We start from the raw sequence: 20,018 nt of genomic DNA, 5'->3' as shown, positions 1-20,018 counted from the left end.
GCGGGCATGACAAGGAGAGGTGCAATCACATGGGTGCCAGTGGCGTCATCGACGAGACCGAGACGGGAGGGGCTGACCCGGCGGAGTCGTCGGTTCCGTCGGACAGGGTCGAGGGGGGCGTCTCAGGGGAGCGCTTGGTGCTCTTCACCGACGCGGTGACCGCGATCTCCATCACCCTGCTGGTCCTTCCGCTGGTGGACCTCGTCCCAGAAGTCGCGTCCGCTCACGAGGACGCCAGCGAGGTGATCACAGGTCACCTCAGCCAGCTCTGGAGCTTCCTGCTCAGCTTCGCGGTCATCGCGAACATCTGGCGGGAGCACCACCGGGCCTTCTCGTCGGTCACGATGCTCACCCGCTCCCTGACGGCATGGAACATGGGATGGTTGCTCTCCGTCGTCGTGCTCCCCCTCCCGACGGAGATGATCGGCGCCTTCGGCGGCCACGACCGGTTCGTGGGGGCGTTCTACTACTCGACCCTCCTGGCCGGCATGGTGTGCCGGCTGGCGATGCTGAGGATCCTGAAAACCACCCCGGGACTGGTCGAGGGGGACGGCGAAGAGGGCCGTCGGAGGATCGAGGGTTTGTATACCGAGAGCTACCTCAACGTCCTCGCCGTGGCCATCGCGTTGGTCATCGCGCTCGCCGTACCCGTCCTGCAGTACTACAGCCTGCTGCTGCTCCCCGTCCTGCCGAGGCTGGAGCGTCTCCGACGCCGGCGCTCCGCCCGCTGACCACTGGAGCAGCCAGCGCCCGGATACCCGACTGAGCCCTGGGGACTGCCGCTCCGCAGCCCGGGGATGCGGCGGGCACGAGGCACACGGTGAGGCCGGGCAGGACACCCCCTGCCCGGCCTCACCGCTACCCGCGCCCCGGTCCTCGATCAGCAGCTTCGCCGACGCCTGCGAGCGGATCAACACCGCCACCGGCGCCGGAGCCGGGCACCGGCAGGTCCAGGAACTCGCCATCGACGCCGCCGCAGACTTCGACGCCTTCTAATAAAAGAGGAGCGATCAGGGCTCGGGCAAAGCAAGGACTCCGGCCAGCTTGTGATAACCCCGTAACAAAGGATCTTGAGCCCTTGAAGCGTCATTCGAGCGTGTGGTGGGGTTCAGGTGTCCGAAAAGATCTTGGAGCGCGACGCGGCGCTTCGCTGCGGCCGGACACGACTCCGGCCGACTGCGGGGCCGGTCCGATCCAGCCGCGCTCCGCGAGTAGCGGGCCCGTGCGCCGCAGAGGCGCACACGCACCAATGAACGTACGCACGTAAAGGAGAGAAAACATGCGCAAGTTCCAGCGCGCAGCAGTCGCCGCCGCCGGCATCCTGGCCTTCTCCGGCCTGGCCATCGGAGCCGCCCAGGCCGCCGACCTCCCCTTCGTTGAAACGCAGGGCGACGCCGCGACGGACTGCTTCACCAAGGAGACCCAGCAGCAGATGGACCAGGGAGCGGGCCACCACGTCACGATCGTCCACTGCGAACGCGATCCCCAGAACCCGGGCAGCATGCTGGTCTTCTACCGGGGCTGAGTCACGAGGCGGGGCACCTCCGGCCCTCTCCACCGAGGCCACGGTCTCCTTGGCCGCGCGCACATCGGAGAAACCGGACGCCGCACCCGCACCGGACGTTCCGCCGACGTGACGGACGAAGGCGGCCCCTCTACCCCCGGAACGGGGGCGGAGGGGCCGCCTTCGTGCTGCTCGGTGACAGCGATGGTCGGATGGTGGGCGACGGCCACGGCACGTACGCCGAGAGCCTGAACACCGCGCTCCCCCACGCCACCGGCGCCGCGCCGGGCCACAACGGGGCACTACTCGGGCACCTACTGGTCGGCGACGATGCGCGACCACGTGATCTACGAGTCACGACTTGAGCTGTCGCGTCTGCTCTTCGCCGCCCGATCACACGGCGGTACCGCCGCAGATGCTGTGCGAGGCTGCGGTCCTTCTCGTGGTCTCAGGTGCCAGCGCTCGCTCCCCGCATGGAAAGGTCACCCCTCACACCAACCGGAGGAGTGAACACTCCGAGCTGTGAGTCTCACGATGGCTGCATAAATGCCATCCACATGCAGCTGGCGCCGAGATTATGAAGCTGGATTTGAGGCCCTTCTGGTCCCTGTACCAGCGGAACGTCCGCCACGGATGAGCCGTCTGCAGCAACGCCGGTGCCACAGACGCCCAGGAACACTCTTCAACCCCGCCACCATGCCCACGAAAGCTGACCGTTGCTTCCATCCCCACTCCCGAGTTGGAGTTGCCCTCGGCAGCACGATGCCCCCGTCCAACACGCCGATTCGACCCGGCGAGCTGAGGCAGGACCTGACGGTGCGGCGGTTGGTGCTGGATCGTAGGCTGCGGCCATGCCCGAGATCCAGACCCCGACGCCCCGCGTCGCCTTCGAGCTGCTGCTGGACGGTAACCAGCGCTTCGTCGCCGGCACCCCCGAGCACCCCAACCAGGACACCACCCGCCGCGCCGAGATCGCACCGTCCCAGCAGCCCTTCGCCGTGCTGTTCGGGTGCTCCGACTCCCGGCTGGCCGCCGAGATCATCTTCGACCGCGGCCTGGGGGACCTGTTCGTGGTGCGTACCGCGGGGCATGTGGCTGGTACAGAAGTCCTCGGTTCCATCGAGTACGGCGTGAGCGTGCTCGACGCCCCGCTCGTCGTCGTGCTCGGCCACGACTCGTGCGGGGCCATCGCAGCCGCCCGTGCCGCAGCCGACGGTGGCCGGGTGCCCGGCGGTTTCGTCCGTGACGTTGTCGAACGGGTGACCCCGAGCGTGCTGGCAGCCCGCGCCGCTGGACGCGACCGAGCGGAAGAGATCCTGGCCGAGCACATCGAGCACACCGTGGACCTGCTGCTGGAACGCTCCCGCGTCCTGGCCGAGCGGGTGGCCGCCGGCCGCCTCGGCGTGGTGGGGCTGTCCTACCGGCTGGCCGACGGCAGTGCACAGCTCGTCGCCTCTCGCGGCCTTGACGCGGCGGTTCCCACCGCGTCCTGACCGCCCCGACCGTGGTTGCTCAGCATGATGCGCCGCGGTCGGAGGACCTTCGTATGTGTGGACGAGGAACCCATCGGATTCGCCGCTTGATCAACCCGGGGGTGGGGAACGGTCGTCACCGGCGACTGGAGCCACGAGCTGTGCCCGTCTGCCAGAGCGGTGGGCGCTCAGCCGAGTCCGTCACGAATCCGCCCGGCCCCGGGTCCGGAAGCAGTGAGGGCACGGCGTCGGTGCTGGTCACACGGTGGGCCGGGCCCCGCGGCGCGGCGGAGGCGGTTGGTGATCGCCAGTCCCAGCCCCTCCTCCGCCGGCAGCGACGCGATGATGAGGTCGCACCCGTGCTGGTCGAGCTCGCGCAGGAACCCGTACAGCCCGCGCGCGTAGGCGGCCATCGAAGTGGGGAGGGCCACCACGGCGTGCGCCTTCACCGGAGCCTCGGCGAAGGCGGCAGGCAGAAACGACGGGCCCGCCTGTCCAACGTGCTGTCCGCGGACGGGCCGCTCCTGCCGGCCCGCCGCCTCGTCGGGCAGGCCCCGCCCGCCGGGCGGGGGTGCTCAGGACGTGCCGGAGCAGCGGTCGGCTCGGACAGGCCGGTCTCGACCGCGCTACGGGGTGGTGCCGTGGGCGCGCAGTTCCTCGTTGATGCGCTGGGCTTCTTCGAGTTGGTCTTCGAGGATGACGATGCGGCAGGCGGCCTCGACGGCGGTGCCCTGGTCGACGAGTTCGCGGGCGCGGGTGGCGATGCGGAGCTGGTATCGGGAGTAGCGGCGGTGGCCGCCTTCGGAGCGCAGGGGGGTGATCAGGCGGTGCTCGCCCAGGGCGCGGAGGAAGGCGGGGGTGGTGCCGAGCATTTCGGCGGCCCGGCCCATGGTGTAGGCGGGGTAGTCGTCGTCGTCGAATTTATCGGCGAGGCGGTTACTGCGAGGGGGCATAGACCTCTTCTTTCAGGGACGCGTCGAGGGGCCCGGGTGCCGTACTGGCACCCGGGCCCCGAGCTTTCAACACCATCTACCGGCTGACTGCGCCGGCTTTCTTGTTCCGCTGGTCCGCCTGGGAGGGCGGAGGTGCGGGGATCGCGGTTGCGTGACCGGGGACCACCTTCCAATCCGGGGCCTGCGGTACCCGGGCGGACTTCTTCCTCGCCCGGGCGATCCTGATGGCGCCTGCTCCTTACCTCATTCGGTTACTTGGTTGTACTGCTGGATACCGCGGGTACTGCTCGCGGCCCCTGGGGCCGCTCGGCCCGGCAATCAGTGACAGGACCCAACCACTCCCGGCCCCGTCACTCCACTGCCGTTCCGCCTACTGCTTGACCTGCTTACACGGCAGTTCGTCTCTGCCGTGCCCTCTTCGACTTCCTGGCTACGAAAGAAACAGTAGCCCCGACACCTCGCCATGTCTACTCTCGCCGCAATAGATTTCCCGCATGACCGGCGACGGGAATTCTGCCGCGCCATCACCCGGAAGAGTGCCGTCCGGGGTTGAGGCCCGGACCAGCGGGCACAAGCTGAGCCCGGCGGCACAACCGAACTCAGCGGGGTGTGAGCGCATGAACGACACGAAAACGACCAGCACGGCAGCCCCCAGGCCCCCTGTCGTCCTTGAAGACGACAGCCTCGCCGGCGTCCTTCGCGCCCGCCAGGTCGCCCGCGCCTTCCTCGACTGCCTCACCCCGAGTCCGGACCCCGAGACGACGCAGTCCCTGGCCCTGGTGGTCTCCGAGCTCGCCACCAACGCCCTGCGCCACGGCGGTGGCCGCTACACCCTCCACCTCAGCGCCACCACCGAGGCGGTGGATGTCGCCGTCAGCGACCTCAACCCCGCACACCCGCGTGAACGCGCCCCCGACCTCGACGGCGGCTCCGGCGGGTTCGGATGGCACATGGTCCGCCACCTCACCAGCAAGGTGACCATCACCCCTGGCCCCGGACGGGGCAAAACCATCCACACCCGCCTGCCACGGTGACAGTCCCCCTCATGGGGACCTTGCATCGCCTGGCCCACCGAGTGGTGTGCATCGTGAAGTTGCAGGTCACGGGTCTGGTGTGAGGGACGGGTTGGACACTCACGCTGGTCGTCGGCGGGTGTCCACGGCGAAGATCGTCTGAGCTGCCGGCCAGGGCCGTTGTTGGGTTCTGCTGCGCCGGCGGTTGTGCCGCTCCTGCGATCCGTGACCGGGCCGGTGCGCCGGGAGGGCACGGGGAGGATGCGGGGACGCCCGGGCACTTTCAGGCAGGTCATGGCGTCTCCCGTGGCGTTGTATCCCAAGGGAGCCAGGCCCCTTCGAAAAGCGCGCGGCGATGGCTCGGGGCGCCCTTCTCAACCGAATAGGCGCCGGTTTCGAGAACGTCTTGACCTTGACGTACGCAGCGCCGACCCAGACTGCGGCTTGAGGCACATGTTCCTGCGCACCAGGTCGGCGCTCTAGGCAGAGGCGGCCGGCGCCGTGGACGCCCCTGGAGCTGGCGAGGCCGGGCGCCCACGAGGCCCGGAGGCGCTGCTGTCGCCTCCGCCGCTGGCCGCCATCACCACACACACCACACCCACCGCCAGCGCGAGGATCGCCCACCGGCCCGTCACGGCCAGCGCGTGGTGCGCCTCGTCGTCATCATCTCTACGCCGCGCGATCAGCATTCCCGTCGCGCACACCAGGAACACCGCCCCTGATGCGGCCGTCACGAACCCCGCTATCTGCTGTGCCTTCTCCTCCCCCCGCTTGACATCCTCATAGCTCCTGCGATCGGCATCGGGGCCCGGTATCCCGAACTGCCCGGCATCCACGCACTCCTGACCGGGATGCATGGCCTTGCCGTCACATGTCACCTGCACTCCCTTCGCGTAGCCGAATGCCGCCAGCAGGAACACCGGCAGGGCGATCCATACCATGACCTTCACGAATATCTTCACGAAAGAACACCCTGCCACCGCCACCCGACCGAAGGTCACTTCGAGGGGAAGGCTTCACGATCCCTGTGCTTGCAAGGGAATCCGCGAGCCGGCTTTGATTACGTCGCGTGCGCGCCGAACTCGCCGCCGGTAAGAACGATGAGCCGTCATCAGTGAGTGGCGCGGATCGTGAAGTTGCACGTCATGGGTCTGGTGTACGCGAGGCCCGGATGCTCAGCGGGCGACTTCGCGGTTCGTCGGTACCAGCAGGGCCCGCACCAGGGCGGTCGCCCACGACGGGCCGGTGCGTACCTTGCCGAGGGCGCGCCAGTTCTTCAGGTGCGCGAAGCCGTGCTCGACCGGCGCCCGGACGGCGGCCAGGGCCTTGTTGGACAGCCTCTGCCCACAGGTCAGGGGGCGGTTCCGGGCGGCCTTGTAGCCGGTGATCACCGCTGGGCCGGTGTCGGGATCGCTGTCGTCGAGTCCGACGAGCCCCAGGCCGGCGAGGGCTCCGAGCTTGGCCCCCCCGGAGCTTGGCGGTGAGTTGGCCGTGGCGGCAGACGGTGATCTCCGAGATCCGTCCAGGCCGGGCTGCGGACACCCAGAGAAGTCGGCCGCGATCGTCGGTGAGCGCGATCACGAGCAGGCCGTGGCATTTCTGCTTGCCGGAGTAGTTCCTGACCGGGATCGGGCCATCGGCATCCCGCACGACCTGCGGGATCTTGCGGTAGTCGGCGGGCAGCGCGGCCTCGTCGGAGCGCTCGCCGCGGTGCGGGATCAGCAGCACGGTCCGGCCCGCCACCCGGGCAGTAGCTGCAGCGACAACCGCGGCGGCCTCGGCCCGGTCCTGCTCGGCCAGGCGTGAGTCGGAGCAGCCGAAGAGCACGGCGAACGGGCGCTGGCCGGGTGCGGTCTCGGCACGCGGGTGCGGCAGCCGGGGGCCCGGGTGCCCTGGTGTCGCAGGGCAGCCCCAGGCGCAAGACGAGGACGGCTTCCAGCCGCAGACGCGGCGCACGGCGAACACAACGGTGTTGGTAGGAGGAGTCGCCGGACGACCGCGCCGCCGATCCCGACACCCGCCGAACGGGGCGCTACGGGGCCGACCGGGCCGGCACAGGGGCTCGGGCGGATCCGTCACCGCCGGCCGCGGCCTCCCCGAATCACGTTCATCGCAGACCGCGCCGCCTCGCCGGGCCCGGCGAGCCCCCGCTCACCAGCCGGCCCGCCTCATCCCTTCGCCTCGGAACGTCGCCCCGCATACCGGTGACACCCCGTGTTGCCTCAGAGCAAAAATCAGCCAATATGTCCACATGGATGACACGACACGCGGGTTGGATGCTTCCGCAGACCTCGCCTGCCGTCGCCTCGAACAAGCCGGCGAGGGTGCCGCGTCCGCTCCCATACCTGGAGGTCCGGGAGCGGTGGCTGCGGCGATATCGGCGGTGCGGGACCGGATAGGTGCGCCGGCGTCGTACGGCGGCGCTGTGCGCGGGCCCTGCGTGCGCTGGTTTCTCGGCGACCGCGCTCTCGTGCTGGAGAGCGGGGCCGAAGGGCTGCAGCTGGCGGTACTGGACGCAGGTCGCCTGGCGGAGGCCGACCGCGCCGCGTTCGACGTGGACGTGCGTGATCTGGACTTCACCCGATTGCCGTATGTCTGGCAGGTGGAAACGCAGGAGCCGGTCTCCCGGCCTCCGGCGGCGCCGTCGGTGACCGTGGCAGCGGACTGGCTGACGCTGGAGGCATCGCTGGACGCCGTCCTGCGCAGCCTCGCCGAGCAGGTCCCCCAGCAGTTCACCACCACCGAGCATCTGGGCTTCAACATCGCGGCCGGAACCCGGAAGGTCGGGGTCGCGAGCGGCGGCGACGGACTGACGGTCATGGTGGACGACCGCAAGCCCTCGGGCCCGACCCCCGAAGAGGAGATGCGGCGGCGGGGGTGGGACCGAGAACTCGTCGGCTGGTGGGAGCACGCCGTGCTGGAGGTCGACGAGGTCGCCCACGCCGCCGGCATGCTGATCACCGAGCTGCGCCACGGCGGTGCGGAAGCCCCGCAGGGCCTCCGCACCGACGATGTGGACTGCACCAGCGGCTATCTCCTGCTGCCCGGACTGGCCGTCGCCGGCAGCTGACGACGCCCACCCGCGCAGCGGGCCGGGCACGCCCACCGGCACGGCTCACACTGCGCGGTCCACCGGCCCAGGCGCTGTCTCCCGGGCGCCGGCCATGCCCTCGTCCCAGGCGACCGGGTTCTCGTCTTCGTCATCGATCCACACGAGGATCACCATGCGGCAGGCGGGGGCCGCGGCCGGGAAGAGCGTCTGGCATTCCAGGGTGACGGGGCGCCAGCCGTGCGCCGCCAGGGACGCGCGGTAGCGCAGCGGGCCCCGCCCCTCGGAGACAGCCGTCCCCTCCTCCCACCGCCGCGCCAGGTACGGGTCGGAGAGGATCTCCGAGACGAGTGCGTTGACCTGGGGGTCCTTCTGGTGCTGGAACAGGGTGAAACGGAGCATGGCGAGGTACTGCTCGGCCTGCTCCGTCCAGTCGAGGATGACGCGCTTGCCCTCCTCGCTGAGCAGCGCCCAGCGCATCAGATTCGCACCGGGCTGCGTCACCCACGAGAGCCAGCTGGCCATCGTCGCGTTGTAGCCGACCACGTTCCGCATGGCATCGAGCAGCCAGGCGGGGTGGGGCATCTGCTGGTCCAGGACGAGCTGGAGAGAGCGGCGGGTGGTGGTGTCGAGGTCCGGGATGCCCGGCAGGATGGCGCCGCCCGTGCTGAGGAGGATGAGGGCCTGCAGCTCGTCGTGGTCGAGAAGGAACTTCGCGCCGATCGCGTCGCACTGGGCGCGATGGAGGCGGACCGTCCGGCCGGCCTCGACGTCCTGGTACCAGCGCTGCGATCGGCCTGCCGCTTCGCCGACCTCCTGCTGGGTGATGGTCCGGCCCGTCCGCGCGCTCGCCCTCTCCCGCCAGGCCCACAGCAGTCCGCCGAGTCCCATCAGAGGCCCGGGTGGCGGCACCGGCCGTTCCGCACGCAGAGCCGCTGCGTCACCTGAGGGTCTCATCGTCAATTCCCTCCTGCTGCGATCACGGTCACTGCTTTCTCCCCGAGCGACAGGCCGACGATCGGATCGCAACCTGCCGGTAAAGCGGCGACACCGACCTTACGTAATGCGAATTCGATCTTGACCAGCACATCAAGATCATTAGCGGAGCAACGCCCCCGCTCCGCGAAGCTCCCTCCTGACGGCTTAATTTCACGCGGCATCGACACGGCGAACTCCGCCTTCAGGTGCGATCCGGACATTACGAGCGGAAATTTTTTGCGCATCGGCGAATACGCAAAAAATTGCGGCTTGCCGGTTTCGGCTGACACTTCACGGCGAATCGCAAGCGATAAACATGCTTCCACTTCGCCCTGCAGTCGCCAACAGTGCTCTCCGGTAAGGCGATTGATGGCAGGGTGCGCGCACGAACCCAACTCCAAGGCCCGCGTCTACGCGCGTTGAATCCGTTTTCGATCACGTTGACGGCCTGGCTTCCGTGCCGCATAAATCGTCCTTACCCACTGGTCAACGGAACCCGCGGACCTGAAAGGGAGTGAGGGGAGCGCGCATGTGGCCACCGGTGAGGTTGCCGGTAACCGCCCAGACACCTCAGACTCCGCCTGTCGTTGCCTTCACGGCGTGAGATGCATTTCACATGCGAATTGGCGGTGGTGACGACTTGTGGGGAACCCTTGAGCTAAGTATGGATCTTCTCGCGGTCTCCGCCTATGTTCTTGGTCGCTCGGCAAGCAGCCCGCCTGCGTGCATCGACCGAGGAGTGACATGCGGGACGCACCATCTCGCCGGACCGGATAGCCCCGGATAAGCGTCCGGCGTCTGAGAGCTGCAACTCCCAGACGCCGGACGCGAATTAACCCTCCAGCCCACAGGGCCGGAGATCACACCACCGCACCGGCCCTTCTCACGGGGCACACCGGCGCGGATTCACTGCACAGGAGAGTTTTGCATGCCGACGGCCCTGCGCGAAAGGCCGAAAGTCCCGGCCCCCGCGGCAGCCCGCACACCGTCCCCCCTCCCGGCCCCACGCCTGTCCTCGGCCGAGTTCGGCTTCGGAGGCGGTCTGCGATGAGCTACGAAGCCCGCGAATGGGTGTGGGACCACAGCAGGAGCAAAGGCAACGCGCGCACCGCCCTCGCACTGATCGCCGACCGGTGTGTCGACCGGAGCTGCCTCGCGTACGCCTCGATCCCCACCCTCATGAGGCGCGCCAACGCGTCCCGGAGCGCCGTACGGGACTCCCTCGCCAAACTGGCCGCTCTCGGCGAGCTGGAGCCGGTCAAGGGCCGCACAGGGCCGCGCGGAGAGACCTACTACCACCTTCCGGCCGCCGCTCGGTTTCTCGCGGAGCAGGCCGCCGAGGAAGACCGCAACGCGGCGCTTCGGCGGCCCGCATCCGCCCCGTCCGGCGCCTTCGCACCAGCCGCGGAATCCGCTCCTGCGGGGAAGCAGGACCCGCCCCGCAGGGGGGCCGGAACCCGCCCCGGCGGGGGGGTCGTAATCCGACCCGGCCACCGCCTTCACAACGGGGTCGGAATCCGGCCCGGGGGATCAGAATCCGACCCGGGAGGGGATCGGAATCCGACCCGGCACAGGGTCAGAATCCGACCCCCAGAACAGTAGTGAACCGAAGGTGAACGGTAAGAGCAGCAGCAGTGCCCCCACCTTCGTCCCGGCCGCCGAGTGGCAGCCCGACGACGAGACCCGCGCCTGGCTCCGGCAGCAGGGGCACCTCGCCCGGCTCGGCGAGACGGGCGTGGGCGCCGCCGACGAGAAGTGGCGGTCGTACCGGGCGGGGTGGGCTCCGCGTCCAGCAGCCGCCTGGGCCGGCGACTGGCGGGCGTGGATCGCCCGGGGGCACAGCCCGGCCCCTGGCCGTCCCAGCCTCTACGCCCTGCCCGGCGGCGGGCACTCCCCCGCCGGCGGCATGACCCGCGCCGAGGCGCACACCGCCGTCCTGCTCGCCGCCCTCGACGCCCCGACGGGAACGGAGTAACTCCCATGGAACGACACGAAGTTGCCGCCGTCCTCGCCTACATCGGCCGCCTCGACCCCCGCATGATCCGCACCGGCGAGCGAGAGGCCCGTGACCAACTCGACCAGTGGCACGAGCTGATGGCCGAAGTGCCGCTGGCCACCGGCCACGGCTGGGACGTCCGCGCAGCGGTACGGGAACACCTCCTCGACTCCCCCTTCCCGCTTCTGCCCGTGGACATCGCCCGCAAGTGGCGCGCCCACCGGCGCGACCGTCTGGGCCGGCATACCGATCCCACTCCCGCCGCCGACCCGGACGACGTCGCCTCGTGGCGGGCCGAGTTGCGCCGCGCCCGGCAGGCGGTTGCCGCGGGAGCGGCTGCGCCCGCAACGCACCGGCAGCTCACCGGTGGCCGCGTGCGCCCCGACATCGAGGCTCGGCTGCGCGTCATCGGGTCATGCATCCCCCCGGCGGTGCGGGACGAGCTTGCCGCCTACCGTCCGGCCCGCGCCGCGCGCGAGGCCGCCGTCGCCCAGGGCGAGCCCGACACCCTCGGCGTGCGCTGCGAGTGGTGCCATGCCTGTGCGGGTGAGCCGTGCCGCAGCCGGCGTGTCGGCCTCGATGGCCGCGCCCGGGGCAACGCGCCCCGCGCCACGCCCCACCCCACGCGCGTCGACCTCGCCACCGCACCAGCAGCTTCCTGACCGGCCCGCGCCCGGCCCTGCACCACCCGCCAGGCCGCCGCTTGTGCGCCGCCGGACTGCCGGACCGTCCCCGATTCCTCCTGCGCGGCGCTCGTCGCCGCGCCCTGCCTGCCCCGCCGCCTGGCCCGCCACCCGCTCCCGCGGGTGCGCCGCGCTGCCCGCCGGCCTCACGAGGCACACCCCGGAGAACCCTTGCTCTACATCACCACCGACGACGCCCCTCCCCCGGCCCTTCACGGCATCGCCGACCACAACTGGCACGCCCGCAGCCTGTGCCAGGGCATGGACGCCGCGGAAGCCGACCGGCTGTTCTTCCCCGCCCCCCGCGACCACCGGGCCATAGCCGAGGCGCGGCAGATCTGCCGGCCGTGTCCCGTCCGCACGGAATGCTTCAACCACGCGCTCGACAACGCGATCCCCGAGGGCATCTGGGGCGGCCTGACCGCATCCGAGCGGCTGGCCTGGCGCAAGAAGGCCGCGGACCGCCTCGACCACAACCGCGTACACGCGGCATTCCGAGGGCGCGATGTCCATCTGAGCACCCCGGAGCGCAAGACGGTCATCCGTCACGCCTACTCGCGCGGCTGGAGAGCGGAACGCCTGGCCTACGTACTGGGGATCGACCTCGACTGGGCCCGCGACCAGCTGCGCGACGAGCGGGAGGCCATCGACAACCGCGACAGATACGCCCTCCACCAGGAACCCGAGCCCCAGGAACAAAAGCGCAACCCCCAGTCCCCGAACACCCCGGGCACGGGCAACGCGCAAGGCCCGCACGACGGCACCCCGCACGACACGCCCGTCCCCGTCGACCGCCAGGAGCACACCCCGGAGCTGATCGACCAGCTCGGAAAGGCCGCATGAACCACCCCGCGAACGGGCCCCTCACCATCACCCCCGTCGGCCGCTGGGACCGGCTGGCCATCATCGCCCTCGGCGCCGCCGGCTGCGCCCTGAGCTACGACGCCCTGCAGCAGATGGCCGTCGCCATCCACGTCCGCGGGTGGCTCACGTTCCTCTACCCGCTCGTCATCGACGGGTTCATCGCCTACGGCGTCCGCGCTCTGATCCTCACCCGCGCCGCACCGATGCGCGCCCGCCTCTACGTCTGGGTGCTGTTCGCCTCCGCCACCGCGGCAAGCATCTGGGCCAATGCCCTGCACGCCATCCGTCTCAACCAGATGGTCAGCACCGCCGGCGCCGGTCTGCGGCTGGGCGACGTCACCGTCGGCATCCTGTCCACGCTGGCCCCGCTCGCCCTCGCCGGCGCCGTCCACCTCTGCATCCTGATCACCCGGCACCACCCCCACGCACCCCCGCAGACCGCGACGGTCGACAACGGGGACCGCACCACCCCGGCCCCCACTCCCGACCAGCCCGTTGGGGACGGCCGCCGTGTCCGCTGGCTCTCCCCGGTCCCCAACTCCGGTCCCCACACAGGTCACACCGCGAACGGGGACCGGTCCGGGGACCGTGTCGGGGACCGAGCGACTGCGGGGGACCGTCCCGAAACGCCCCGCCAGGGACCGGCTGACGCCTCGGCCGGAATCGGGAACCAAGACCAGTCCCGCGATGACGGGGACCAGCACCCCACCTCGCACGGGACCGCCGGTCCCGCCCAGTGCGCGGAAGACGAGTCCGATGCCAGCGCCGACGCGGGCAGCGCAGCACACGCAGCCGGCACCTCAGTGCCGAGCGCGGACATTCCCGCAACGGACCTGGATGCTGCGGTCCCTGGCGACGGGGACCGGGAAGGCACGGTCCCCGGGACCGACATGAACGGGGACGGTCCCCGCACAGTCCCCGGAACCGACACCAACGGGGACCGTCCCAGCACCGTCCCCGGAACCGACAGGGACCGTCGCCATACGGTCCCCAGGGCCAAGGCCAGGTCGACGGGGAGCGGGGGACGGTCGTCCCGAGGGGCGCGGGGCAAGCGGCCTCCGTCCCGGCCACGGGTTTCGGAGGAGGAGATCGTCGCCCGGGTCCTGCCTCACGTGCCGGCCGTGCTGGAGACGACCGGCAACGAGGCCATCACGCGGGTGCAGCTGCGGCAGATCATGCGCGCCCAGAACATCTCCATCCGCAACGAGAACCTGACGCCCGTCCTGGAGCGCCTGCGCCGCGAGACCGGCCCCAACGCCCCAAGGAGCAGCACCCGATGAAGACCTGCCACCGCTTCGCACGTATACGGGCCGACTATGAGCGGGAGGCGGCGTACCTGCGCAACTACGCCGCCCGCAACGAGAACTCGCCCCGGGCGAAGACCAGCACGAAGCGCGCGTATCTCACGCGGCGGCGCATGGCACGGGCGCTGAGCAGTCACGTCACCCACTGCCTCGAATGCGGCTGAACCGCGAGTAAGCGCAGCTCACGCGCCTGAACCGCTCTGTTCCGCGCGGTGGGCCGGGCCCGAACCCGGGGCCCCGCCAGCCGAGGAGGGCCGCAACCGGATACCCCCCCCAGCCCCCCCCCCCCCCCACCGCCTGCCGAGGAGGCCCTCATCCGTATCCCCCGCCCTGCCCCGAGTGCCGAGGAGGCCGCCGCGTGGGCGGACGTCCTGGTCCGCTACCGGCTGCTGCACGCCGCCGTGCCGGCCCCGAACGGCCAGTGGCTCGTCCAGCATCACCCCGACGGCCTTGTCACGGTTCTGTGCGGGTCCGCCGCGCTGCTCGGCCTCGTAGCCGAACTCCAGCAGAGGGCCCGCATCCGATGACGGGCCCGAACGAACCTGCCCCCCATTCGCCGGGCGAGCCGGACGTGAACGCGTCCTCGGTGGAAGCAAGTTATCGGCCAAGCTACTCTTCCCCGTTGGGGAAGGCAGCTCGGCCATCTCCCGCCCCAGGGGTGTCGGGAGCGGACCAGCACCGGGGGGCGCAGGTCCGTCAGGCAGCGACCGAGGGCGGACCGCAGCCAGGAGAAGAAGCACCACAGCGCAGCACGAGTGCCACGCCCCCAGCGCCACGAAAGCGCTCTCCCCTCAAACGCGAGCGCAAGCGATCCCGCATGTGCAACATCCGCCTCAACGACGACGAGTGGAAGCATCTGACCACTGCGGCGCGCTCCACGCGCACGAGCCTGCCCGCCTACCTCGTCAGAGCCGGCCTTGCTGCCGCCGACGACAGTGAGAACACCGCCGCGGCTATCGCCGGCCACCGCGAGCTGGTGACCGAGCTATTCGCCGCGCGCCGGCACCTGGGCCAGGTCGGCAACAACCTCAACCAGGTCACCCGCGCGCTCAACTCCGGTGGGCAGCCGGCGGAAGACGAACAACACCGCGGGACTGAAATACACCGTCAAATCGGTGTTCCCCAAGACGTGGCCGGCCCGAGCGAAGATCACACAGAAGGGCTCGCTGCCTGTCAACCTCAGCTGGCAGGAGCTGTCCACGCGGTATCCGACCGCGCACTTCGTTCCAGACCGCCAAGGTCGCGCCCGGGCAGGGAACCGGATCGGGAGCAGCCGACCTCGTCGCCTCCGTGTATCAGCCGACGATCACCTCGCAGATGCCGCCCGGCTGGCAGGGAGCACCGTTCGACGGCCACTTCGTCATGCTGACCCCTCGGTGGGACTCCGCCAAGTACCTGCGGAATTCCACGGGAGCCGGGAAGCCGGAGAACCGCGGAGGAGCCTCCTTCGCCTACCTGGCCACGCTTCACTACAGCACCAAGGCCGGCGCGCCTGAGCGAGCCGTCGCACAGCACATCAAGAAGGCGTTCACCAAGCCGGATGACACCAAGCCCTTCATGACGGTGAAACATGTCATGGGGCAGACGCCGGAAGAAGCACTCCACCGCCTCCAGCTGGACACGAAGCGCCGCACAGCCAACTGGAAAGCATCCGTTAAACAGTGCAAGCGGTACTGGGGGGACAACTACACCCAGGGCGGCCTCCGCGAATGCGACGAGTACCCGTTCCAGTCAACCTACGAGGGCGCAGCCGTTCACGACTACGACCCTGATGCCAAGAAGTTCAACTTCTCCGTGCAGCCGCTGGCGAAAGCCGACAACGGAGCGGCGGGAAACCTGCTGAACGGCTTCTACACCAAGAACCGTCTCATCGACGGGCCCGACGACGGCTTCATGGTGAAGGTGGACTGACCAACGGGCCGGGGCCACCGCCGTTTGCGGTGGCCCCGGGCAGTCTCAGCGCCCCTTGGGCCAGAACTGGATCACGTACCGCTCGATGCCTTCGGCGTCTTCTCCGGCCTCCGTGACGCGCCGCACAGCCTCCCGGCCCGTGCAGCGCACCCGGACGTTCCACCACCCGCCCTCGTCCGCCAGGTGCACCACCTCATCGGCACGCCCCAGCGTCATGGCCCAGATCGCCAACTCCCCGCTCGTTGTCTCGATCTCGGCCCGCGCATCACACTCCCAGCCCGTTGACGGAGCCGGCGCCGGGGCCGCATTCCACACCTCGACCGTGACCTGCGCGGTGTGCGTATGGCCTGCGCTGTAGAGATCGATGCGCCGTTCGTGCCCGTTGAGGAACCGGTCCTGGACGAAACCGTCGGCGAAGGGGACAGGAACGGCGAAGTCATCCGACTCCTGGAAACAGAACCCGTGGTAGGCGACGTCAACTTCCAGGCTCTGCTTGCTCACCAGTGCGGCCATGCACCCTCCCCTTGTTCCGGTCTCGGGAGCGTAACGCGCGACCGGCACCAAGCGGCCTCCTGTCCCGATGCAAGATCGATTCGGCGCCCTTCGCCCCAGATACCCAAGAGCCGTAAGGGGCATCGTGGATACCCACGTGGACAAGGCGCTCACCAAGGCCCGCGGCGCCCGCTGATCCGGTCGATGCGCCGTTGCCTCTGTCCTCCGGACAGGGGCACCGCTTTGTGTCTCTGCCAGCGTGACGTCGCAGGTCAAAGAGCTGATATGACCGGTGCTCGGGTGCTCACGCTGATGTCACGGTCTCCCGGGATACTCACACTCGTTATGGGCGGCGCTGCGAACTCCCCTCGGAAGGCCGTCCCACCAGCCCTTTGGCCTTCGGCTTCAAGTTGGCGGAGGCTCATTGCCATGCACCGCGGACACACCGGCACCCTGGCCGACCGGCCGCAGACGCCCACGTCGCACCCCAGCCACCGCCCGCCAGCAGGAGCCGGAACGCGCCGTGCCCGGCAGGCCGAATCGGCCTGCCGGGCACGGCAGTTACGACGTCCTCCGGTGAATGCTCACCTGGCTCGCGGGGGCTATTCGGTTGTGGTGAGGGAGCGTTGGACGGTGACCAGGCGGTCGCGTCGTATGCGGACCTCGATCAGACGGTCTTCGCCGGGGAGGTAGACGAGGAGGTCGGTGTGGCTGCCCCGGCCTCGTTCGGCGACGGTGGCGACATGGTGCCTGTCGGCGCAGTCGGGCCGGGTGTAGGCATCGCCGGGGCGCAGGGCGCCGGCCCGGTCGTCGTAGACGTCGAGCGGGCGCTGGTCCCAGACGTTCGCGGCCTTCCGCATCGCGGACAGGGTGCACATCAGGCGGGCAGTCTCGGTCTCCTCCCGGTGCCGCCGGCACGGGGCGCACCCCTGGGCGCCCGGGTTGGGCCCGGCGAGGTGCTGTCCGCACAGCGCCCTGCCGGTCGCCGCATCGCGGCGATGCCCCGTGACCAGGTTCGCGCGGCCCGAGGCGCCCACAGCAGGGCGGATCCGCCATGGCACGGTTCGTCAGGAGGCAGGAGCAGCGGGCCCACCCGCCGCTGGAACGCTGCGAGGGAGTCGCTGAGGCGCAGGCAGTTGGCGCACACCTTGCGGCTCGAACTGCGGCCTGCGTCAAGGGGTTTGCCGCAGTAGCCGAGCAGGTGGCCGGGGATCGGCCGGTGCCCGACCGCCCCCGTCCCGGTCCCTGCCGCGGGCCGGACATCCGGTTCCCCGGCGCCCGGATGCGGCGGGCTGGAGAGCACCAGCCGGCCGCGGCGGCAGCTCTGGCACATCTGGTGCGCCGTGTTCGGCGCGACCGGCACCAGGTCCGGCGAGTGCGTCGCACAGAGGGTGAACGGCACGCCGCCCTCGACAACACCCCAGTGGGCGGTGCCGTTCGTCAGACCGATGGACAACCGGATCAGGGGCAGGGGCAAAGGACCTCCAAGTGATCGGGGATACGCACGGTGTGCGCCGGTGAAACCGCCACCAGGCCAGGCAGGGCGGCGGAGGTAGTACGGGTGGGTGCGTGGGTGTCGGCGGTCAGGGTGCCGGGGTGAGGGTGAGGCGGCCTTCGGCACTCTCGGGCAGCACACGGCGCAGGACCGGCACCGGTGAGGAGAGCGAGGAGGCGAAAGCGGCGACCAGGTCGTGGGGGACGCTGGCGCTGAAGGCCGCGCACCACAAGTAGGGGGCGCCCAGCACCGGTTGTGCCCACGTCTGCCAGCCCACCGGTTCGAGGGACGGCTCGCCGTCCTGGATGAGCGCCGGCAGCCAGCACAGCGTGAAGCTGGAGGTGAAACCCGGATCCGCGGCGGCGGTGTCCGGGGCGTCGATGTCGAGCACCCAGCCCTGGCCCGCCAGCGCGGCCAGGACCGAGTCGGGCCCGTCGAAACCGGAAGCGGGCTCGGGCCGCGCGTCGAGCGCGAGAAGGAAATCCGAGAGGGCCTCGTGCGGCACGCCACCGGTGAAGTACGCATTTCCACTGCGCAGGGCCGCAGGCGTGCGGGCGGGCGGAGACCTGCCAGGCACCGGCAGCTCGCCGAGATGGAAGGGCTCGTCCGCCAGGACCCACTGGGCCCAGGCCAGCGTATCGGGGCGCAGGTGGAGGACGGTGCTGCGCAGGACCTGCCGGACCTCCTCCGGCTCGTCGACCTCCCGGCGTCCGCGGACGATGGTCAGGTCCGCCCAGCCCAGCGTGGACAGGGTGACGCTGACCTGGTCGGCCAGCAGACCGTCGTCACCCGCGAGATGACGTGGCGTGACCCAGTAGGCACCGGAAGGCTGAGGGGCATGCGGGTCCAGGGAATGGTGCGGGTGCAGGGGCGCCTCCCGGCGATGAAGGGATACGGGGATCACGGGGTGTGGCTGCGGCGTGCTGAGCGCCGCATGCGCGGGGGTGCGTCGACCGGCTCGTGCCAGGTGAGGGCGACGGCGACCTCGGGCGGAAGCGGCCCGAACTGCTCGGCCTCCGCGCTCTCCCCGATGTACACCACCGGGCCTCCGCACTCGTCCGGTCCGACGAGGACGTCACCCAGGCGGTGCGCCATGGGATAGAACGGGTTGATCGCCAGGCGCAGCACGGCGTCGCGGTCGCAGCGGGAGAGCCGGTCGATGAACTCGCCGACGGTCACTTCCGGTTCCAAGGCATTCTCCTTGACGTAGACGGCGGTGCCCCGAGGGGCGCGTACGGCTGGGGGCGAACCGTTCGCATCGAGGGCGTAGAAAGCGGCTGAGAATCGAAGGAGCGCGGGTGCGGGCCGGTGTCGCCGAGCCCGAAGCCGGCATCCGACCAGCAGTTGGAGCATCCGTCCGCGCTGTGCGGCCTCTGGCCTGGCGGGCGGTGTTCGCGTGTTCGTCGACAGCCGGTCAGGGCAATGCAGAAGGAAGGGGCGCGGGTTGCGGAGCGCTCACAGGGGGCGGGAGGTCGCCAGGACGCGGGCGACGGCGGCGGCGATCTCGGCCGGGGTTTCGGTGTCGAACGTGACGCTGTAGCCGGGGGTGTCCGCGGTGCCGGTGACCGCGAGCTTCCATCCCTCGCCGTCGGTGCCGGGCCTGCCCGACGGGAACCAGCCGAGATAGAAGCGGCCGTCACGGGAGTTGATGTGGACATCGGCCCGGTCGTCCACGACAAGCTTGAAGTCGGCGTCCGTGAACTGGTCGATGACCAACGTCGGCTGGCCGGGGCCCAGCTTCCAGGAGTGCAGCCGCAGGGCCTCGACGGTCGTGGAGAAGCCGGGAGTCGAAACCTCCACGGTCACAGGCATCACCTCTCTGACCTGGTGTTTCAAGGGAAGACGTCTACGTTGACATGCCCCTGCAACCGTTGGCCAGTCCTTTCGGGATCTTTCCTGTCTGCCCCAGGCGAACTGCCACGGAGGCCACTGAATCGCCCCGGCCGGCGAACCGCAGATGCCACATGCTCGCCGGGAAACGTCCGGTTACAGCCCCGCATCCAGCTACGCGTCGGTGAACGCGATACGCCGACGGCCCAGCACCTCTCCCCCGTCGACCGCCCCGGCGACCGGCTCATGCACTCCGATGCAGAGCGATGCGGCGGCACGCCGGTACACGACGCCGCGTGCCGCACACCCGGCGGCAGGAACGCGTCGGACGACCTCAGCACGCTCACGAGGCCCGGAACCATAGCCTGGCCGAGCGCGACGTCCCTGAAGTCCGCTTTCCACACCTGGAGTTACCCCAGGGCAACGCATATCCGTCCGGTAGAGACCATGCCGAGGGCTCGGATCCACTACCGT

At 70.1% G+C, this 20,018-nt stretch carries 23 protein-coding genes and 1 pseudogene; 13 read left to right on the top strand and 11 right to left on the bottom strand.

All coding sequences use genetic code 11. From position 1 onward, the window contains the following. Window positions 1–29: 29 nt before the first annotated feature. The 3 genes from LIU39_RS00400 (at window position 30) to LIU39_RS00390 (ending at window position 2,997) form a co-directional block, all read left to right on the top strand. Window positions 30–731 (top strand): TMEM175 family protein, encoded by a 702-nt coding sequence (locus LIU39_RS00400; RefSeq protein WP_227043290.1) that lies wholly within the window; start codon window positions 30–32, stop codon window positions 729–731. A gap of 548 nt (window positions 732–1,279) precedes the next feature. Beyond that, window positions 1,280–1,525: a hypothetical protein gene (locus LIU39_RS00395; protein ID WP_227043288.1), complete on the top strand. Its 246-nt coding sequence runs from the start codon at window positions 1,280–1,282 to the stop codon at window positions 1,523–1,525. 830 nt (window positions 1,526–2,355) lie between these two features. After that, on the top strand, window positions 2,356–2,997 hold the full coding sequence (locus tag LIU39_RS00390; protein ID WP_227043285.1) for a carbonic anhydrase: 642 nt from the start codon (window positions 2,356–2,358) through the stop codon (window positions 2,995–2,997). 167 nt (window positions 2,998–3,164) lie between these two features. Here the strand turns inward: LIU39_RS00390 and LIU39_RS00385 are convergent. Together LIU39_RS00385 and LIU39_RS00380 are read right to left on the bottom strand one after the other, a co-directional pair. After that, window positions 3,165–3,455, bottom strand: a pseudogene (locus LIU39_RS00385) (Sua5 family C-terminal domain-containing protein); the annotation flags it as partial. Window positions 3,456–3,602: 147 nt separating this feature from the next. Then, window positions 3,603–3,929, bottom strand: coding sequence for a MerR family transcriptional regulator (locus tag LIU39_RS00380; protein ID WP_227043283.1), 327 nt, complete (start codon window positions 3,927–3,929; stop codon window positions 3,603–3,605). 617 nt (window positions 3,930–4,546) lie between these two features. Between LIU39_RS00380 and LIU39_RS00375 the strand changes: the two genes are divergently transcribed. Continuing rightward, complete coding sequence (locus LIU39_RS00375; RefSeq protein WP_227043281.1) at window positions 4,547–4,963, top strand: ATP-binding protein; 417 nt, start codon at window positions 4,547–4,549, stop codon at window positions 4,961–4,963. Window positions 4,964–5,421: 458 nt separating this feature from the next. Here the strand turns inward: LIU39_RS00375 and LIU39_RS00370 are convergent, their stop codons facing one another. Next, window positions 5,422–5,904: a hypothetical protein gene (locus tag LIU39_RS00370; RefSeq protein WP_227043279.1), complete on the bottom strand. Its 483-nt coding sequence runs from the start codon at window positions 5,902–5,904 to the stop codon at window positions 5,422–5,424. 213 nt (window positions 5,905–6,117) lie between these two features. Further along, window positions 6,118–6,333 (bottom strand): transposase family protein, encoded by a 216-nt coding sequence (locus LIU39_RS00365; protein ID WP_227043276.1) that lies wholly within the window; start codon window positions 6,331–6,333, stop codon window positions 6,118–6,120. 199 nt (window positions 6,334–6,532) lie between these two features. Between LIU39_RS00365 and LIU39_RS00360 the strand changes: the two genes are divergently transcribed. Both LIU39_RS00360 and LIU39_RS00350 read left to right on the top strand, forming a co-directional pair. After that, window positions 6,533–6,748 (top strand): hypothetical protein, encoded by a 216-nt coding sequence (locus tag LIU39_RS00360; protein WP_227043274.1) that lies wholly within the window; start codon window positions 6,533–6,535, stop codon window positions 6,746–6,748. Between the two features lie 556 nt (window positions 6,749–7,304). Beyond that, window positions 7,305–8,012: a hypothetical protein gene (locus tag LIU39_RS00350; protein ID WP_227043273.1), complete on the top strand. Its 708-nt coding sequence runs from the start codon at window positions 7,305–7,307 to the stop codon at window positions 8,010–8,012. Between the two features lie 45 nt (window positions 8,013–8,057). On the opposite strand, the gene LIU39_RS00345 is transcribed toward LIU39_RS00350, so the two are convergent. Further along, window positions 8,058–8,882 carry an MmyB family transcriptional regulator gene (locus tag LIU39_RS00345; protein ID WP_227043271.1) on the bottom strand — a complete coding sequence of 275 codons (825 nt, stop codon included), beginning with the start codon at window positions 8,880–8,882 and terminating at the stop codon, window positions 8,058–8,060. 68 nt (window positions 8,883–8,950) lie between these two features. After that, window positions 8,951–9,370 (bottom strand): hypothetical protein, encoded by a 420-nt coding sequence (locus LIU39_RS00340; protein WP_227043269.1) that lies wholly within the window; start codon window positions 9,368–9,370, stop codon window positions 8,951–8,953. Window positions 9,371–10,581: 1,211 nt separating this feature from the next. On the opposite strand from LIU39_RS00340, the gene LIU39_RS00335 reads away from it, so the two are divergent. The 7 genes from LIU39_RS00335 to LIU39_RS00300 all read left to right on the top strand — a co-directional run bounded on the left by LIU39_RS00335 (window position 10,582) and on the right by LIU39_RS00300 (window position 15,727). Then, window positions 10,582–10,944: a hypothetical protein gene (locus LIU39_RS00335; protein WP_227043268.1), complete on the top strand. Its 363-nt coding sequence runs from the start codon at window positions 10,582–10,584 to the stop codon at window positions 10,942–10,944. Between the two features lie 5 nt (window positions 10,945–10,949). After that, window positions 10,950–11,627, top strand: a complete 678-nt coding sequence (locus LIU39_RS00330; RefSeq protein WP_227043266.1) for a zinc finger domain-containing protein — start codon at window positions 10,950–10,952, stop codon at window positions 11,625–11,627. A gap of 192 nt (window positions 11,628–11,819) precedes the next feature. Further along, window positions 11,820–12,491, top strand: a complete 672-nt coding sequence (locus tag LIU39_RS00325; protein WP_227043263.1) for a WhiB family transcriptional regulator — start codon at window positions 11,820–11,822, stop codon at window positions 12,489–12,491. After that, the gene (locus tag LIU39_RS00320) at window positions 12,488–13,792 is read left to right on the top strand and encodes a DUF2637 domain-containing protein (RefSeq protein ID WP_227043261.1); all 1,305 of its coding nucleotides are present in this window, start codon (window positions 12,488–12,490) and stop codon (window positions 13,790–13,792) included. The genes LIU39_RS00325 and LIU39_RS00320 overlap by 4 nt, the downstream gene beginning before the upstream one ends. Continuing rightward, a complete protein-coding gene (locus LIU39_RS00315; protein WP_227043258.1) occupies window positions 13,789–13,980 on the top strand; it encodes a hypothetical protein in 192 nt (63 codons plus the stop codon). The genes LIU39_RS00320 and LIU39_RS00315 overlap by 4 nt, the downstream gene beginning before the upstream one ends. Window positions 13,981–14,339: 359 nt before the next feature. Next, the gene (locus LIU39_RS35795; RefSeq protein ID WP_505016417.1) at window positions 14,340–15,185 is read left to right on the top strand and encodes a plasmid mobilization protein; all 846 of its coding nucleotides are present in this window, start codon (window positions 14,340–14,342) and stop codon (window positions 15,183–15,185) included. Then, window positions 15,107–15,727 carry a NucA/NucB deoxyribonuclease domain-containing protein gene (locus LIU39_RS00300; RefSeq protein WP_227043683.1) on the top strand — a complete coding sequence of 207 codons (621 nt, stop codon included), beginning with the start codon at window positions 15,107–15,109 and terminating at the stop codon, window positions 15,725–15,727. Before LIU39_RS35795 ends, LIU39_RS00300 begins: the two co-directional genes overlap by 79 nt. Window positions 15,728–15,772: 45 nt before the next feature. Here the strand turns inward: LIU39_RS00300 and LIU39_RS00295 are convergent, their stop codons facing one another. The 5 genes from LIU39_RS00295 to LIU39_RS00275 all read right to left on the bottom strand — a co-directional run bounded on the left by LIU39_RS00295 (window position 15,773) and on the right by LIU39_RS00275 (window position 19,526). After that, window positions 15,773–16,240, bottom strand: coding sequence for a hypothetical protein (locus LIU39_RS00295; RefSeq protein ID WP_227043254.1), 468 nt, complete (start codon window positions 16,238–16,240; stop codon window positions 15,773–15,775). Window positions 16,241–16,821: 581 nt separating this feature from the next. Then, window positions 16,822–17,079 carry a hypothetical protein gene (locus LIU39_RS00290; RefSeq protein ID WP_227043253.1) on the bottom strand — a complete coding sequence of 86 codons (258 nt, stop codon included), beginning with the start codon at window positions 17,077–17,079 and terminating at the stop codon, window positions 16,822–16,824. 723 nt (window positions 17,080–17,802) lie between these two features. Beyond that, complete coding sequence (locus tag LIU39_RS00285; RefSeq protein WP_227043250.1) at window positions 17,803–18,618, bottom strand: SPDY domain-containing protein; 816 nt, start codon at window positions 18,616–18,618, stop codon at window positions 17,803–17,805. Further along, a complete protein-coding gene (locus LIU39_RS00280) occupies window positions 18,615–18,905 on the bottom strand; it encodes a hypothetical protein (RefSeq protein WP_227043248.1) in 291 nt (96 codons plus the stop codon). The genes LIU39_RS00285 and LIU39_RS00280 overlap by 4 nt, the downstream gene beginning before the upstream one ends. Window positions 18,906–19,169: 264 nt before the next feature. Next, window positions 19,170–19,526, bottom strand: coding sequence for an SPDY domain-containing protein (locus LIU39_RS00275; RefSeq protein ID WP_264482220.1), 357 nt, complete (start codon window positions 19,524–19,526; stop codon window positions 19,170–19,172). Between the last annotated feature and the right edge of the window lie 492 nt (window positions 19,527–20,018).

The organism is Streptomyces pinistramenti, from assembly GCF_020564935.1.
GTDB lineage: Bacteria > Actinomycetota > Actinomycetes > Streptomycetales > Streptomycetaceae > Streptomyces > Streptomyces pinistramenti.
The sequence above is the reverse complement of the archived record's forward strand: the minus strand, read 5'-3'. Positions and strand labels throughout refer to the sequence as shown.